The sequence below is a fragment of the Cochlodiniinecator piscidefendens genome (assembly GCF_011326755.1).
Classification (GTDB): domain Bacteria; phylum Pseudomonadota; class Alphaproteobacteria; order Rhodobacterales; family Rhodobacteraceae; genus Cochlodiniinecator; species Cochlodiniinecator piscidefendens.
In genome coordinates, this window is the sequence record NZ_JAAOIE010000009.1 from 20318 (window position 1) to 36250 (window position 15933).

The window sequence follows — 15933 nt, forward strand, 5'->3', positions numbered from 1 at the left end:
GAGGATAAAACGATGAAGAAATTTGGAACATTAGCGGCCAGTGCGGCTTTGCTTATGGCGGGTGCAGCTGCCGCAGAAGATGTAAAAGTCGGTATGATCACCACGCTTTCGGGTGGCGGCGCGGGTCTTGGTATTGATGTGCGCGATGGGTTTATGTTGGCGATAGAACAGTCGGGCGTCGATAATATCGAAGTCATCATTGAGGACGATCAACGCAAACCGGAACTGGCCGTGCAATTGGCCGATCGCATGATCCAATCAGAACGCGTTGATGTGATGACCGGTATTATCTGGTCAAACCTCGCAATGGCTGTTGTGCCATCGGCAACCGCACAGGGTGTTGTTTATCTGTCGCCAAACGCAGGCCCATCTGCATTGGCAGGGCGCGGCTGTCATGAAAATTATTATAACGTCGCGTGGCAAAACGATAACCTGCACGAAGCAGCAGGCGCACATGCCAACGGCTCTGGTTATACCAATTCCTTTATTCTTGCGCCAAACTATCCCGCAGGCCACGACGCGCTGTCGGGTTACAAACGCTACTATGAAGGCGAAACCGCAGGCGAGATTTACACCCAACTCGGCCAAACAGATTACGCGGCTGAAATTGCGCAAATCCGGGCCTCTGGGGCGGATAGCGTTTATTTCTTCTTGCCCGGCGGTATGGGGATCGCGTTTTTGAAACAGCTTGCGGATAGTGGCGTTGATTTACCCGTCGTCGGCCCGGCGTTTTCCTTTGATCAGGGTATTTTGCAGGCGGTTGGTGACGCAGCACTTGGCGTGCATAACACATCACAGTGGAGCCCGGATCTGGACAATGCCGCTAACGCAGACTTTACCGCGTCATTTGAGGCTGAATATGGCCGTCGTCCATCGCTTTACGCGAGCCAAGGGTTCGACACAGCCAACCTGTTGCTGTCTGCGATTGCGGCGGCGGATGTAAATGACGCGGACGCCTTCCGCACTGCGCTTGAGGCGGCTGATTTTGATTCAGTGCGTGGTGATTTTGAATTCGGACCAAACCATCACCCGATCCAAGATATCTACGTGCGTGAAGTCATTCAGGACGGCGATATTTTCACCAACCGCATTATCGGTACAGCGCTGACAGACCGTGCTGATGCCTATGCGGCTGAATGCCAAATGTAAAAACAAAAGGGGCAGGCGCGCGGTGCGACTGCCCCTAATGATTGGGGTCTTTCAATGACAATGGTTTTGCTGATCGAGCAAATCCTCAACGGGTTGCAGCTTGGGGTGATGTTGTTTCTCATGTCCGCCGGGCTGACGCTGGTGTTTGGGGTCATGGGGTTGATCAACCTCGCGCATGGATCGCTTTACATGGTGGGGGCATTTGCCTGCGCTGCAGTTGCGACGGCGACGGGGTCCTTTTTCTTAGGGTTACTCGCGAGTCTTGCGGCGGCAGCGGCGGCTGGGGCCATTGTCGAAATGACGGTGATCCGCCGTCTGTATGCGCGGGATCATTTGGATCAAGTGCTGGCAACCTTCGCGTTGATCCTTGTGTTTTCTGAAGGCACGCGTTGGATGTTTGGATCATTTCCGCTGTTTTTAGATGTGCCTGATCTGTTGTCGGGGCCTATTTCGTTGCCCGGTGGTATTCAGTACCCACTGTATCGATTGGCGATTATCGTTGTGGGTCTGTGTGTTGCGGCGGGCCTGTTCTGGTTGATCGCAAAAACCCGGCTTGGCATTCGTATTCGCGCCGGCGAAAGCGACCGGGACATGATCGCCGCCCTTGGGGTCGATATTTCACGGCTTTATACCATCGTATTTGCACTTGGCGCGGCTTTGGCCGGATTGGCTGGTGCGTTGGTTGGGGCCATTCAATCGGTGCAGGTTGGCATGGGTGAACCCGTGCTGATCCTTGCTTTTGTGGTGATTGTGATTGGTGGCATTGGATCGATCAAAGGCGCGTTGATTGGGGCCCTTTTGGTGGGGCTGACAGACACCTTAGGACGCGCGCTGTTACCTACGGTGTTTGGCTATTTCATGGACCCGATTAACGCGACCACTGTTGGCGCATCTCTCGCGTCGATGTTGATTTATATCTTAATGGCCGGGGTGCTTTTGTGGCGCCCCAGCGGATTGTTTAAGGTGGCCTGATGCAACGTGAAACATGGATTAATCTGGCGATCTTATTGGGGCTTATCCTGGTTCCGTTGTGGGCTGTGGTGATGGATGAACCCTTTACCATCACGCTCACGACTAAGGTTGTGATCCTTGCGCTTGCGGGGGTCGGGTTGAACATCGCGCTTGGGTATGGGGGGCTTGTGTCCTTTGGTCATGCGGCGTTTTTTGGGGTGGGCGGCTATGCCATGGGTGTTCTTGCCAGCCACGCCCAAAGCTATACGCCCATGCAGATCGGCGCGCTTGAGGTTGAGGGCACAAAGTCCATGCTGATCATCTGGGCGGTCGCCATTGTCTTTAGCGGGATCACGGCCCTGTTTATCGGCGCGCTTAGTCTGCGCACCTCGGGTGTGTATTTTATCATGATCACCTTAGCCTTTGGTCAGATGCTATATTACTTTGCGATTTCGTGGCCCGCATATGGCGGCGAAGATGGGCTTTCGATTTACGTGCGGAATGGATTTCCGGGGCTGAATACCTTGGACCCAATTCAATTTTACTGCATTTGTTTTGTGCTATTATGTGCCGCGCTGTTGGTGTCTGCACGGCTATCAAGTTCAAGTTTCGGTCTTGCCCTACACGGCGCAAGGCAGAACGCGGAGCGGCTAGAGGCTGTGGGCGTGCGCCCGTTTAAACTGCGCCTGACCGCCTTTGTTATTTCCGGCATGATCACGGGATTGGCCGGGGCATTGTTTGCGGATCTCAATCGTTTTGTCAGTCCGACCATGTTCAGCTGGCACACCAGTGGTGAAATCATGATCTTTGTCATTTTGGGCGGTGTTGGGCGGCTGTTTGGTCCCGTTGTCGGGGCGGCGCTGTTTATCCTGCTGGAACATTGGTTGGGCGGTATCAGTGATTTCTGGCAGTTCTATCTGGGGCTGATTTTGCTGGCTGTGGTGTTGTTTGCACGCGGTGGTGTGATTGGCACATTGGCCGGTCGGGAGGTCGCCCATGACTGATACCGTTTTATCCGTCACCAACCTGTCAAAATTCTTTGGTGCGCTAAAGGCGAGCGACAATGTAAACATCGATCTACACGCCGGGGAAATTCACGCCTTGATCGGCCCAAACGGTGCGGGCAAATCAACCCTAATCAAGCAAATCGCTGGGGGGATGCGACCCGACAAAGGTGAGGTCATTCTAAATGGGCAAGACATCAGCGCCTTAGATACCGCAGCGCGTGCGCGTCTTGGATTGGCGCGGAGCTTTCAGGTGTCATCGGTTGCGGCGGAATTTACCGTTCTGCAAAACGTGGTGTTGGCAGTGCAGGGGCATCAGAACCTTGGCATGTGGCGCGCGGCCTTGCGCAAAACCGCCTTTAGCGACCAAGCGCTGGGTTTCATTGCACGGGCAGGACTAGCAGGACGCGAGGCAATCCGCGCTTCTGATCTGTCACATGGCGAACGGCGGCGTTTGGAATTGGCGATGGCGCTTGCGCTGCGACCCAAGGTCTTTTTGTTGGATGAACCCATGGCTGGGGTTGGCCTAGAGGGGTCAGCAGATATGACTGCTTTACTCGATGATCTACGGCATGAGGCCCCCATCCTATTGGTAGAACACGACATGGATGCGGTGTTTTCGCTCGCGGATCGGATATCCGTTTTGGTCTATGGCCGCATTATCGCAACAGGGGCTGTCGATGACATTCGCAACGATCTCGAAGTGCAGCGCGCCTATTTGGGGGATGATGCATGACATTGCTGAACATCACCGCGCTTGAGGCTGCCTATGGCGCGTCACAGGTTTTATTTGGCGTTAATCTCAGCGTCGCCGAGGGCGAAGTCGTCGCGCTGATGGGGCGCAATGGGATGGGAAAAACCACCACAATATCGACCCTAACCCGTATGATGGGCATGAAATCAGGTGATATTCAGTTTGGCGGTACATCTCTTAATCGGCTGCCCTCCCACAAAGCGGCCCAACTGGGGATCGGGTTGGTGCCAGAGGGGCGGCGGTGTTTTCCAAATCTTACGGTCGAAGAAAACCTGATCGTTGCAGCGCGCGACGGTGAATGGGATTTTGAAAAAGTCGCGCAATTGTTTCCGCGCCTTAAGGAACGACGCGATCAGCTTTCGTCGTCGCTGTCGGGTGGTGAACAGCAGATGCTTGCGATTGGGCGCGCTTTGATGACCAACCCGCGCCTGTTGATATTGGACGAGGCGACCGAAGGGTTGGCCCCTGTCGTACGTCAGGAAATTTGGACCGCCATTCGCACCCTTAAGGCGCAGTCCGGGCTGTCTTTGCTCGTGGTTGATAAATCGCTTAAGGAATTGGCAAGTGTTGCAGATCGTGCAGTGATTTTGGAAAAGGGGCGTGATGTTTGGTCCGGTGCCCCTGCGGATCTGACCGCAGATATTACAACGCGCTATTTGGGGGTTTAGGCAATGTTTACGATGCCACAGAAGGTGCTGTTTAAACACTGCGACCCAGCCGGGATCGTGTTTTATCCGCGCTACTTTGAAATGATCAATGATTGTATTGAGGCATGGTTTGATCATCTCGGCACCCCGTTTGAAATTATGCACAGCACGGGTTTTGGCGTGCCCACAGCACGTCTGAATACCGAATTCAGATCCCCCAGCCGCCATGGTGATATGTTGACGCTGACCCTAATTCCGATCCGTGTTGGCACCAGCAGTTTACAACTGACTTTAGATGCCCATTGCGGGGAACAGCACCGTTTTCACTGCGAAAGCACTTTGGTATATGTCGCGCTAACGACTGGCAAATCCAGCCCATGGCCTGAGGTATTACACCACGCCATCGCGACCGATTTAGAGAAAGGCCAAAACAATGGCGCATAAAGTTATCGAACCCGCAGGTTGGGCGAAAGCCAAAGGATATGCCAACGGCGTTCTGAGTAAATCAGGCACCCTTTATGTGGGCGGACAAATTGGCTGGACCAAAGATCAAGTGTTCGAAAGCCACGATTTCATCGGTCAGATGGAGCAAGCCTTGAGCAATATATCAGATGTGGTTTTAGCGGCCGGTGGGGCCATCACCGATGTGACACGTCTGACTTGGTATGTGACCGACAAACAGGAATACCTTGCCCGACAATCAGAGGTTGGCGCGGTGTATCGCAAGGTCTTTGGACGTCATTTTCCCGCCATGACAATGGTAGTGGTTGCCGGTCTGGTCGAAGATGAGGCCCTATTGGAAATCGAAGCCACTGCCGAGATTTCCTGATGCTTTTGTCCTGTGGCGAAGCCCTGATTGATATGATCGAAGAGGCGGGTCAATTTGTGCCGGCCGTTGGTGGTGCCGCGTTGAACACGGCGGTGGCGATGGCGCGCCTTGGTGTTTCGTCCGGGATGGTCGCCGGCCTATCGTCAGATTTCTTTGGGGATCAAATCCGCGAGCATCTCGAAGAAAGCCGTGTTGATTTCACGTATTCACCTGTTTCTGATCGGACCACCACGCTGGCTTTTGCAAAGCTGATCGATGGTCAGGCAAGGTATCGGTTTTACGACGAAGGCAGCGCCGGGCGCATGGTGTCTGAGTTTACGCAGATGCCTGAGCACACCGAAGCATTGTTGTTCGGCGGGATCAGTCTGTGCGGTGATCCATCTGGCGCAGCATATGAGGCTCTGGCAGACCGTGAGGCAGGAAAGCGGTTTATCCTGTTTGACCCAAATATTCGCCCCGCGTTTATCACGGATGAAAGCGGCTATCGGGATCGTCTTTGGCGGATGATACGGCGCGCCGATATGGTCAAAATGTCAGATGAAGATATGGCATGGATTTGCCCCGAAGCCGCTGATCCAAGCGCCCAGATCGCGCAGGTGACTTCGCAGATGACAGGGGTGTTGATCATCACCAAAGGTGGGGACGGTGCGCAGGCTATATTGCCGGATCAATCAACCGTACATGTCAAAGCTGAATCCGTCAAAATCGTTGATACGATTGGGGCAGGGGATACGGTGAATGCAGGTCTTCTGGTTAGCCTTCGGGAACAGGGCGCATTCCACGACCTTACATCAGATACCGTGCGAACTGCGCTGGAGTTTGCCATGAAGGCTGCGGCAATCACCGTAAGCCGACGCGGTGCAAATCCGCCATGGCAATCTGAACTGAATTAACCAGCTAATAACGCAGCATGAGTAAGGTTTTCCGGCGCATTTCATACAACTTATCGCTGATATGTTGACTTGAAGCGCGGCATTTGTTCAATGGTACCTATTATTTGGGGGTTTTTATGAAAACAATTGTTAAGGCCGTTTCGATCTGTGCGACCATTTTTGTGAGTGCCTGCGCGGAATACCCGCAACGGATTTCTGAAACATATATCCCCAGTATTATTTACAACGGTGCAACTTGCGAACAATTGCGTTTTGAACAGACCCAATTGGCAAACTACGTGACCGAGGTCACAAGCCGCCAAAGCCGTCGTGCGAATTTGGATGCGACCTATGTAACTGCGGGTTTACTGGTGACAGGGATCGCGTTTGCGGGCCTTCCTTTTACCAGGGATGAAGCTGCCCAATTGTCCGTTGCGCGCGGACACTACACCGCTTTAACCCGTTCCGCCGCAATGCAAGGCTGCCCGTTACCACGTTTGTCTGCCCAAACAGGGCAACCTCTGCGTCGCGGCGATGGTTTTCCACCGCTCTAAACGAAAAGGCCGACAGTGACGTCGGCCTTTGCTTTATGATCTGGGTAATTTCCAATCTGGTCGTGCAAAGTGACACGTATAGCCATTTGGCCGCGTTTCCAGATAATCTTGATGTTCTGGCTCGGCTTCCCAAAAATCACTTGCCATGCTGACTTTGGTCACGACCTTACCCGGCCAAAGCCCTGAAGCGTTTACATCATCGATTGTGCGCAGCGCCTCGGCGCGTTGTTCGCTGTCGATATAAAAAATTTCCGAACGATAAGACGCACCCATATCATTTCCCTGACGATCAAGCGTGGTCGGGTCGTGAATTTGAAAGAAAAACTCTAACAAATCACGGTAGCTTGTGACGTCATTATCAAAGATGATTTCAATGCCTTCAGCATGGGTTCCGTGGTTGCGATAGGTGGCGTTTGGAACATCACCGCCTGTATACCCAACCCGCGAAGACACGATGCCGGGGCGTTTGCGAATGAGGTCCTGCATGCCCCAAAAACAACCGCCTGCGAGAATTGCTTTTTCATGTGCCATTATGCGTTTCCTTCTTCGACTTGATCCAGATAGGCGCCGTAACCTTCTGATTCCATTTCTGATTTTGCAATAAACCGCAAAGACGCAGAGTTAATGCAATAGCGCAAGCCACCGCGATCTTGGGGGCCATCGGGAAAAACATGCCCGAGGTGGCTGTCACCATGGGCTGATCGGACCTCTGTGCGCACCATGCCAAGGCTTGCATCGCGCAGCTCGTTCACGTGGGCGGGTTCAATCGGTTTGGTAAAGCTGGGCCAGCCGCAGCCGCTTTCGAATTTATCAGCTGAGGCAAACAAGGGTTCACCCGATACCACGTCAACGTAGATGCCAACCTCTTTATTATAAAGCAGTTCTCCGGTGCCGGGGCGTTCTGTGCCGTCGCGTTGTGTGACGCGAAATTGCTCTGGTGTTAAGGCGGCGATGGCGGCGTCTGATTTTTCGTATGTCGTCATGGTCGTCTCCTTTGGTGGGTCGATGTTGACGGTTAAATAGGCACATGTGCAGTAAATTTCGACAATTGTTACAGCAGATCAGGAAGGGTTGAACAGCTGTAGCAAACGCCAAAGGAATAGTCGAAAAAACAGCATAAGGGAAACATGCAGAAAACGTCTGGTTTCAAATGAGGTTTATGCATACGATTTGCGCACGCAAAAGTTGTTTTTCCGCGTTTGATTTTTGATAGGTGAGTATTGAAGTGCGTCTTTTATCTATTTTGATTTGTGTCAGTTTCATTGGTGTTGTTTTGGCAGGGATGATTTTAAAACCCGCCACACCCACAGCACCCCACATCCCCGGTGTTTTGATCGAAGAGATGTTTTCAGGTTCACTCCTGCGCGACCCTGCGGTGCAGGACTACAGTGCGCCCGCGCAAATCGGGGAAACCCATATTTTGACAATGCCGTCTTTGTTTGGGTTTGGACCTGAGATTGAATACGAATGGCATGGGGTCAAATCCGCATCAGTCACGCCACGCCCAACGTTGGTATTGCTACATGGGTCGGGGCGAGATGGCCGATCTATGCTGGATATGTGGGATGATTTCGCCCACGAGGCTGACATCAATCTCATCGCGCCAGATTCCAATAATGAGGCAGGGTGGCCCTTAGGCCAAGCCACTGCAGATTATTTAGAAGCTGTATTAGACGATGCCGCAGCAACATATTCGATAGACCCAGATCAGATTTACCTGTTTGGGCATTCAGCCGGGGCTGGCGTGGCGCAATACCTCGCCAATCGTACTGACGGACCATGGCGCGCCGTTGCCACTCATGCCGGAGCTTTGTCTGCCTCTGAGGTGCGCCAAAAACCCGGTGCAATACCGATTTACAGTTTCCTAGGGGACCAAGACCCATTGGTCCCCACCACATTCGCCCAAGAAAGCGCCGAAGCCCTGTCTAATGCTGGACATAGGGTCGAATTAATCACTATGCCCCACCACGGGCATTGGTACTATCACATTGGACCCTATATGGCCGAACGTGTGTGGGATCGTTTGGTTTCGGCCCAAGATTCTGCCAGTCACTCGTATTAAGCTTGAGACACCCAATGAAAACATTCCACCTATCCTACCCCAATCTTTGGATCGTTATAATTTCAGCGTTCATGTCCATTGGGATGTATAACTCGATGGGCGTGGCCCAAGATACATCTGCTCTTCTAAGCTCAAATTTATATTTGAGGGCATCGTCATTGGGGCAGCTTTTTTGATGGGTGCCGATGCATTCCAAGGATCATTGATTGCGTATCGTGAAATATCAGATCGAAATAATTGGTATTTTTGGATCGCTCTATTTTATGTCTGTCAGTTACTTGCGCTCTGTGGTGCTGCAATGGCTTGGGATCACATAAGTTCCCCGGCGGAGCTTTTCTTGGTTTGCGAAATAGGCGGCATGATTATTGGATACATTCTGATGATGATGGTGGTTGAATCCGAAAATAAACTTCCAATTCAGCGGTATAATTTAGACAGGTATTTGACAAAATCAGTGGTTGGTTCGATCCTTTATTTTTCATGGCCGGTTGTTGTTTTTATACTGATTGCAGGGGGAATATTTTTTCTACCCACCCAAGATCAAAACACCGTTCATATATTTATAGCAGTTGTTTTGGGGGTCATGTTTATGCCCCTGTATCACTACGCAAACTTGGCTGCCATGATCCCACGCCTCTTGGGATATGTGATGCTTGTTTCGGGGGTGTTGTGGTACTAATTTATCATCAACACTTATGAAATGTGACGGGTTAAAATGACACAACGCCGCGCAGAGATTTCAGATGCATCAAGCATCGCCGCCCTGTCGATTGAGGTGTGGCTGGGCACGTATCTCAAGCGGGGGATTAACGGGTTCTTTGCGGATTACGTTTTATCGGAATTCACGACGGCTAAGGTGGAAACCATTATAGCCGATCCATCTGAATATATTCTCGTGTCGGAAAATGAAGATGGGATTGATGGGTTTATCCGGGTTTCTTTTGGCAGCGAAGGCCCGGTCGATGGGTGTTCAGACACCGAGATTTCGACGTTTTACATCCAGCCCCGACATCATGGAAAAGGCATCGGCAAGGCGCTGTTGCGCGCGGCTTCTGACCATTGCAAAGATCAGGGCATTACATCCGTTTGGCTGACCACCAATTCCGAAAATACCCCCGCGATAGAATTCTACCACCGCCAAGGGTTTAGACAGATCGGGGAAACACATTTCCGGCTAAAGGATCAGGCGTATTTGAACAACGTTTATGTGTACGCACTGGACTAACTTTAAGAGCGCCGCCCCCGCACGGGACCATCTGACGTGATCATGGTTGTCGCCAAGGTTTGATCGGCATTTTGCATGCGGTGGGATAGGATTTGACGGGTCATTTCCAGCACGATGGGCGCGTTTTCAGGGTTTGCTGCGACGTTGCGCAATTCGCCTTCGGCCTCATGATCAAACAACAGGGGCGGCAGGTCAGCGTTGAAATGCACCAAGGTATAACGCGGGCCGCGTAGGATGTTCAGATTAGCAACAGAGGGGCCGATGCCCAGCATGTCCTGCCATTTTGTACTGCCGACGGGATTGCCGAAATCAAGTTCTGAAAAACTATGATCCGGCCAGTTGGGTGTGCCCCCTTGTAGGAACTCGGTCAACGGCGCGCCATCCATGGAATCCGGGATGTCCCGGCCGATCCATTCCAAAATGGTCGGGGTGATGTCGATGCTTTCGGTGAGTTTGGTGACCTCAGTTCCATGGGCCTGCGGGTTATGTGGATCGCGAATAATCAGGGGCGTGTGATAAGCCGCGTCATAGACCGACATTTTGCCCCATTCATAACGATCCCCCAGCATTTCGCCGTGGTCAGCAGTGACGACAATCAGGGTGCTGTCGTATTGGCCGGAAGTTTTCAGAAAATCAACAACCCGCCCGATGTGATCGTCCACTTCGGTTGCGAGCCCCAGATAGACCGCGCGCATGATGCGAATGTCGTCGTCTGTGCCTTTGAGGCCCTCAAAGCCATCAACAAACCCTGCTGCGTTTTGGCTGGCATGGGCCGGGGCCATAAAGGAATGCACGGCTGTTTCATCGGCTTGGGTGCCATTGCGCAGCGGCAGAGGCAGCGTGGCCGGGTCATACATCGTGTTGTAGGGCGTCGGCGCAACCAGCGGGGGATGTGGGCGAATATAGGTCAGATGCGCAAACCAATTTTCAGCCGTGCGCGCCCCGAGTTCCGTCAGGCAAGCATTGGTTAAAAACGCAGTATCGCTGTCTTCGGCGCGATAAAACGCCGGATCATTCAGGCGGCGCGGCTGGCCGTCTTGGGCCACCGGAATGTAATAATCATCATAGCTGTCGGGTACGTCATAGCCTTTGGCGATCAGATCAGCCCGCCACGGGTAGCTTTCCTCAAGCCGCATTTCCGTGACCTCGTGAAACCCGTGCATTGGATGTTCATAGGTTTTCAGGGCTGGGTCGCCTTTAGGGTAGGCGCGGGGGTCTTGGGCGGTGTCTGTGTAGCCAAACAACAAAGGCATATAGCCCGCCTTGCGCACCTCGGTTGCGATGTTGGGTGTGTCGTGGCGCAAAGGCGTTCCATTGCGCACAGAACGATGGTTCATCGCGTATTGCCCAGTCAGGATCGATACACGCGATGGGCCGCAGGGGTTTGTCACAGAATAGTTACGTTTGAAAGTTACCCCATCGCCCATCAGAGCCCGCAGGTTTGGTAAATCAACGTGTTTCGCCAATCCCCCGAACAAAGCGTCAGCGCGCAGTTGATCGATGATGATAAACATGACGTTTTGCTGTGACATGACGAACCCTTTGCCAATGTGTTACGGCGCAGGAAACGCTGATTTGCTAAGGGTTTCAAGCTTTATTCTGGACAAATGTGGGTAAATGTGGTTTTTTGAGGGAAATAACCAAAAATGACAAATCAGTACGGGCAAATGCCAAAAGAAAAAGACACCATAACCCACCGGGGACATGAATTGCTAAGCGTGTTGCGACGCCTTGGCGGATCTGCGCGAAATGCACAGATCGCACAGGTCATGGATGTGTCCGAAGAGACCGTGCGCCGTCTGGTCAAAGCACTGGACAAAAGCGGTCAGGTAGAACGTGTGCATGGCGGTACTTATCTGCGGGGCAACGAAGACACTCCTGTCTTTACCGGCAAGCTATCGCAAAACCCCAAAGGCAAAACTCGCATCGCCCAAGCGGCCGCTGAAATGGTCTACGATGAAATGACCGTGTTTCTCAACGTTGGCAGCACCACCACTTATATCGCAGAACAATTGCGCATTCGGCGCAAACTGATGGTGGTGACCAATTCAGTGACAGTGGCTTCAGCTTTGGCCAATCACAATGGCAATCGGGTCTTTTTGGCAGGCGGCGAAATTTTCCACTCTGAGCGCGGGGCATTTGGTGCTGCGACAGAAGCCTATGCGCGTCAGTTTTCATATGACGTCGCCATACTGGGGTGCGATGCAATTTCAGCTGACTATGGGTTTATGGTGATGAACCCCTCTGAGGCTGACCTCACCCGTACAATTACAGAACAGGCGCGGCGCTGTGTGATGGCCGCGGATTCTCGTAAATTTATACAACGCGCGCCGGTGGTGGCCTGCCCCCCTGAGCGTATTACTGACCTCATAACCGATGCTGCACCGGATGCGCCTTTGACCAAATCTTTGGCGAATTGGCGCGTTGCAACGTACATTGCGAACAAGAAAGACTAATCCATGACATCCCCAAACTTAATTGATGCAATTGCAATTGCAGAAACTGCAGCGATCGAAGCCCGGAAGTATTTTCGCGGTCAGTTAGGGATTGAGTTCAAAGCCGACGAAAGCCCGGTCACACATGCGGACAAAGCGGTCGAAGCTGTGGTGCGTGACATGATCAGTGCGCAGTTTCCCGATCACGGAATTTTTGGCGAAGAACACGGCATGGAAGGCGCAGAGCGTGCGCAAATGTGGATTGTGGACCCAATTGATGGCACGCGATCCTTCTTATCCGGGCATCCCCTCTTTGGCTTCCTCCTGGGCCATTTGATTGACGGCACACCCACTATGGGTGTGGTGGGGATGCCCGCGATGCATGAAATCTTTGCGGGGGCCAAAGGGCAGGGGGCGACGCTGAACGGTGCTCCTATTCATGTATCCAAACAAACAGAGCTGGGGCAGGCGATCCTGTTCATCAATGAGGGCGAAAAACTATATGCCCAACATCCTGAGGTGTTTAATCGCCTGACTAAGGCAGGCCAAACCCGACGCATGGCGTATGATTGTTATCCGCATGCATTGGTGGCGGCGGGGCATGTGGATTGCGTCGTTGATTTTGATTTGCAACCCTATGACTATTTGCCAGTGTCTGCATTGGTTGAAGCCGCAGGCGGGATCATGACAGATTGGTCCGGAAACGCCTTAAACATGCAATCTGATGGGCGCACCATCACCGCAGCCACACCTGAATTGCACGCGCAATTGCTTGAGTTGGTGAACGTATAATGGCGATCCTTGGCTTTCTTTTGAACCTGGCAGGCGCAACGATGCTGTTGCTGTTCGCTGTTCGTATGGTGCGCACTGGGATTGAACGCGCTTTTGGCGCGTCGTTTCAGCGTATTTTGACGGAAAAAGAAAGCCTGCTTGGCGCGTCATCTGCGGGGCTTGGCTTGGCGATTGTATTGCAATCGTCGGCGGCGGTGGCCCTATTGGTTGCAGGGTTTTCAGCCAGCGGCGTGATGGCGTTTGGTACCGGGCTTGCGGTTGTTTTGGGGGGTGATCTTGGGTCTGCCTTGATCATTCAGGTTCTAAGTTTCCGGCTGGATTGGCTTGTGCCTTTGCTCCTGTCTGTTGGGGGTTGGTTGTTTGTGAAAAGCGATCAAAAGCGCCTGCGCCAATATGGGCGTATTCTGATGGGTGTCGCCTTTATCCTGATTTCACTGCGGTTTCTGCGCGAAGCCATGGACCCAATCCGCGAAAGCGCGTTTTTACCCGCGCTCGCGGATTATCTGGCGCGCGATTATATCACCGCGTTTTTGGTTGGGGCGGCGCTGGCCTTTATCATGCATTCAAGCGTTGCGACGATTTTGATGTGTGTGACGTTGGTTGCGATCGGGGCGATCCCGCTAGAGGCCGGCATATCGCTGGTGTTGGGGGCAAACCTTGGGTCTGCTTTGATCCCGATTTGGCTGACGCGGGGGATGCCACCGCTAGCGCGGCGTGTGCCCTTTGCCAACTTTGGATTGCGGGGCAGTTGGGCGTTTTTGATGTTGTTGACCGTGAACCTCATTCCGGTCACGCAATACCTGACGATGATTGGTCCCGCGCAGACGCTGATCAATACGCATATTGCCTTTAACGTCACGCTGCTGATTGTCGCCTTGCCATTTGTGCATCGTTTGGGCGGTTTGGCCGAAGCCTATCTGCCGGATGGTGCCCAAGGCGGGACAAATCCGCTGGATGAAAGCATGAGCGCGCTAGACCATAGTGTTCTGAACAACCCACGCCTTGCCCTGCCCAGTCTGAAACGCGAAGTGCTGCGCATGGGTGAAATGGTTGAACGTATGGCCGCGCCTGCGATGGAAGTCTACGAAAGCGGCGATCAAGACCGGATCGAAGAGTTGATCGCGCTCGATCAACTGGTCAATAAAACCCTATCAGGCATTCGCCAATATATGGCGTCGCTGCCTTTGGCTGAGTGGTCCAAACCGGATATCAAAGCCGCGCGTGAATTGGCCGAATATGCCATCAGCCTTGAAACTGCTGGCGATACCGTTGCCAAACGCCTGATGCCGCTGGCCCGTCAAAAAGCGAAAAAAGGCCTTAGCTTTTCCCCGGCGGGGTGGTCGGAATTACGGTCGCTGCATGAAACGGTTCTGGCCAGTATGCGGCTTGCCTCAAACGTGCTGCTGTCCGAAGACATCGAAAGCGCGCGTCTGTTGGTGGGCGAAAAAGGCGAAATCGCCAGGTTTGAACGCAAAAGCCGCAAAAAGCACCTGAAGCGTTTGGCCGAAGGCGGTGTTTCCAGCTTTGAAACCAGCGATATTCACCTTGAAACTTTAAGGGGTTTACGTGATCTCAACAGTCAATGCGCTGCGATTGCCTATCCGCTGCTCTATCGCAGTGGACAGTTGTTAGAAACGCGCCTGATTGAATCGCTGGACGAGGCCGATACCTAACTGAATTTGCGAAACAGCCGCGTCATGTCAAAGAGTTCATCCAATTGATCATAGCGGTCGCGGGTCTCTGGCCAGCTTTCTTCTTGGGTGGCGGCGATCAACGCCTCAAGCAGCATCATGGTTGAGATATTGGAATCCCACGCTGATGGGATTTCAACCCAGCAATTGAACACCTGTGACGCAACCTTTGTCACCGGAGAGGCCCATTGATCGGTGATCAAAATCACCTTTACCCCACGCGCGGCGGCCAGTTCAGCCAGTCTTTGTAAATTGGTTTCATAGCGCCGCACATCAAACATCAGCAAGGTGTCGCCTTCGACCATATCCAACACATAGTGCGGCCAGGTTGCGGAGGAGGAGGTCATATGCGTGACCCGTTCGCGCACCGCCTGAAGGTGGGTAAACGCGTAATCGGCCAAAGCGCGCGTAATGCGCCCGCCCACCACATAAAGGCGATGATCAGTATTTGCCATTTGTTGAACGGCGGCATCAAATTTAACCGTGTCTATATTGGTAAACGTCTGACCGAGATTGTTCATCACCGCATCTGCAAACCGATTCAGCATATGAGAATCCGGCACCTCAGCCGCCCAGTTTTCGCGCCGCTGCGTTGGGCCTGATCCTTTGGCCTCGAGTTCATTGCGCAACGCCTGATGAAATTGCGGGTAGCCCTTAAAGCCCAGCTTTTGAACCATGCGGGCAACCGTTGGTGTTGATACATCTGCATTCGTCGCAACAATGGTAATGGAGGCCAAGCCAGCCGCAGGGTAGTTTTCAAGCAGAGAATTGGCCAATTTGCGTTCGGCTTGTGTCAATGAATCATAATGTTCCCGGATCAATTCACGGACGGTCGAGGTCGCTTTGGGCACGTCATATTCCTGTCTTGTTCACCCGGATACTATGCGTTTTGTACGCATTAAGCCAGTAAAGCCGAAGGAATGTATTTCTGCTATGAAAATATATTGACACAAGGCGTATTTTTAGAA

General features: G+C 52.7%; 19 protein-coding genes. 15 read left to right on the forward strand and 4 right to left on the reverse strand.

The features are described from left to right. Nucleotides 1-12: 12 nt before the first annotated feature. The 9 genes from G9C99_RS16395 to G9C99_RS16435 all read left to right on the forward strand — a co-directional run bounded on the left by G9C99_RS16395 (nucleotide 13) and on the right by G9C99_RS16435 (nucleotide 6760). Entirely contained in the window at nucleotides 13-1149 is a 1137-nt protein-coding gene (locus G9C99_RS16395; protein ID WP_166418613.1) for an ABC transporter substrate-binding protein, read from the forward strand. Nucleotides 1150-1203: 54 nt separating this feature from the next. After that, a complete protein-coding gene (locus G9C99_RS16400; RefSeq protein ID WP_166418614.1) occupies nucleotides 1204-2121 on the forward strand; it encodes a branched-chain amino acid ABC transporter permease in 918 nt (305 codons plus the stop codon). After that, nucleotides 2121-3104 (forward strand): branched-chain amino acid ABC transporter permease, encoded by a 984-nt coding sequence (locus tag G9C99_RS16405; protein ID WP_166418615.1) that lies wholly within the window; start codon nucleotides 2121-2123, stop codon nucleotides 3102-3104. The genes G9C99_RS16400 and G9C99_RS16405 overlap by 1 nt, the downstream gene beginning before the upstream one ends. After that, nucleotides 3097-3840 carry an ABC transporter ATP-binding protein gene (locus G9C99_RS16410; protein WP_166418616.1) on the forward strand — a complete coding sequence of 248 codons (744 nt, stop codon included), beginning with the start codon at nucleotides 3097-3099 and terminating at the stop codon, nucleotides 3838-3840. The genes G9C99_RS16405 and G9C99_RS16410 overlap by 8 nt, the downstream gene beginning before the upstream one ends. Beyond that, nucleotides 3837-4526: an ABC transporter ATP-binding protein gene (locus G9C99_RS16415; protein WP_166418617.1), complete on the forward strand. Its 690-nt coding sequence runs from the start codon at nucleotides 3837-3839 to the stop codon at nucleotides 4524-4526. Before G9C99_RS16410 ends, G9C99_RS16415 begins: the two co-directional genes overlap by 4 nt. Nucleotides 4527-4538: 12 nt before the next feature. Further along, nucleotides 4539-4949 (forward strand): acyl-CoA thioesterase, encoded by a 411-nt coding sequence (locus tag G9C99_RS16420; protein ID WP_331460024.1) that lies wholly within the window; start codon nucleotides 4539-4541, stop codon nucleotides 4947-4949. Continuing rightward, nucleotides 4939-5334, forward strand: a complete 396-nt coding sequence (locus tag G9C99_RS16425) for a RidA family protein (RefSeq protein ID WP_166418619.1) — start codon at nucleotides 4939-4941, stop codon at nucleotides 5332-5334. Before G9C99_RS16420 ends, G9C99_RS16425 begins: the two co-directional genes overlap by 11 nt. Further along, on the forward strand, nucleotides 5334-6227 hold the full coding sequence (locus G9C99_RS16430; protein WP_166418620.1) for a carbohydrate kinase family protein: 894 nt from the start codon (nucleotides 5334-5336) through the stop codon (nucleotides 6225-6227). The genes G9C99_RS16425 and G9C99_RS16430 overlap by 1 nt, the downstream gene beginning before the upstream one ends. Before the next feature lie 116 nt (nucleotides 6228-6343). Further along, entirely contained in the window at nucleotides 6344-6760 is a 417-nt protein-coding gene (locus tag G9C99_RS16435; RefSeq protein ID WP_166418621.1) for a hypothetical protein, read from the forward strand. Nucleotides 6761-6793: 33 nt separating this feature from the next. On the opposite strand, the gene msrA is transcribed toward G9C99_RS16435, so the two are convergent. Both msrA and msrB read right to left on the reverse strand, forming a co-directional pair. After that, nucleotides 6794-7291 (reverse strand): peptide-methionine (S)-S-oxide reductase MsrA, encoded by a 498-nt coding sequence (gene msrA, locus G9C99_RS16440; RefSeq protein WP_166418622.1) that lies wholly within the window; start codon nucleotides 7289-7291, stop codon nucleotides 6794-6796. Then, entirely contained in the window at nucleotides 7291-7743 is a 453-nt protein-coding gene (msrB, locus tag G9C99_RS16445; protein WP_166418623.1) for a peptide-methionine (R)-S-oxide reductase MsrB, read from the reverse strand. The genes msrA and msrB overlap by 1 nt, the downstream gene beginning before the upstream one ends. Before the next feature lie 242 nt (nucleotides 7744-7985). Here msrB and G9C99_RS18650 point away from each other — a divergent pair, with 242 nt between their 5' ends. From G9C99_RS18650 to G9C99_RS16460, 3 genes are all read left to right on the forward strand, one after another. Continuing rightward, a complete protein-coding gene (locus G9C99_RS18650; protein WP_166418624.1) occupies nucleotides 7986-8822 on the forward strand; it encodes an alpha/beta hydrolase in 837 nt (278 codons plus the stop codon). Between the two features lie 175 nt (nucleotides 8823-8997). Next, entirely contained in the window at nucleotides 8998-9501 is a 504-nt protein-coding gene (locus G9C99_RS16455) for a hypothetical protein (protein WP_166418625.1), read from the forward strand. 36 nt (nucleotides 9502-9537) lie between these two features. Further along, entirely contained in the window at nucleotides 9538-10047 is a 510-nt protein-coding gene (locus G9C99_RS16460) for a GNAT family N-acetyltransferase (RefSeq protein ID WP_166418626.1), read from the forward strand. A gap of 2 nt (nucleotides 10048-10049) precedes the next feature. On the opposite strand, the gene G9C99_RS16465 is transcribed toward G9C99_RS16460, so the two are convergent. Continuing rightward, nucleotides 10050-11579, reverse strand: a complete 1530-nt coding sequence (locus tag G9C99_RS16465; RefSeq protein WP_166418627.1) for a sulfatase-like hydrolase/transferase — start codon at nucleotides 11577-11579, stop codon at nucleotides 10050-10052. A gap of 114 nt (nucleotides 11580-11693) precedes the next feature. Here G9C99_RS16465 and G9C99_RS16470 point away from each other — a divergent pair, with 114 nt between their 5' ends. The 3 genes from G9C99_RS16470 to G9C99_RS16480 are packed head-to-tail and all read left to right on the forward strand — an operon-like array spanning nucleotide 11694 to nucleotide 14947. Further along, entirely contained in the window at nucleotides 11694-12503 is an 810-nt protein-coding gene (locus G9C99_RS16470; protein WP_231704107.1) for a DeoR/GlpR family DNA-binding transcription regulator, read from the forward strand. Nucleotides 12504-12506: 3 nt separating this feature from the next. Continuing rightward, nucleotides 12507-13274: an inositol monophosphatase family protein gene (locus G9C99_RS16475; protein WP_166418628.1), complete on the forward strand. Its 768-nt coding sequence runs from the start codon at nucleotides 12507-12509 to the stop codon at nucleotides 13272-13274. Next, entirely contained in the window at nucleotides 13274-14947 is a 1674-nt protein-coding gene (locus tag G9C99_RS16480; protein WP_166418629.1) for a Na/Pi cotransporter family protein, read from the forward strand. The genes G9C99_RS16475 and G9C99_RS16480 overlap by 1 nt, the downstream gene beginning before the upstream one ends. Here the strand turns inward: G9C99_RS16480 and G9C99_RS16485 are convergent. Then, the gene (locus G9C99_RS16485) at nucleotides 14944-15816 is read right to left on the reverse strand and encodes a MurR/RpiR family transcriptional regulator (protein ID WP_166418630.1); all 873 of its coding nucleotides are present in this window, start codon (nucleotides 15814-15816) and stop codon (nucleotides 14944-14946) included. The two genes, G9C99_RS16480 and G9C99_RS16485, sit on opposite strands and share 4 nt — an antisense overlap. Nucleotides 15817-15933: the final 117 nt, after the last annotated feature.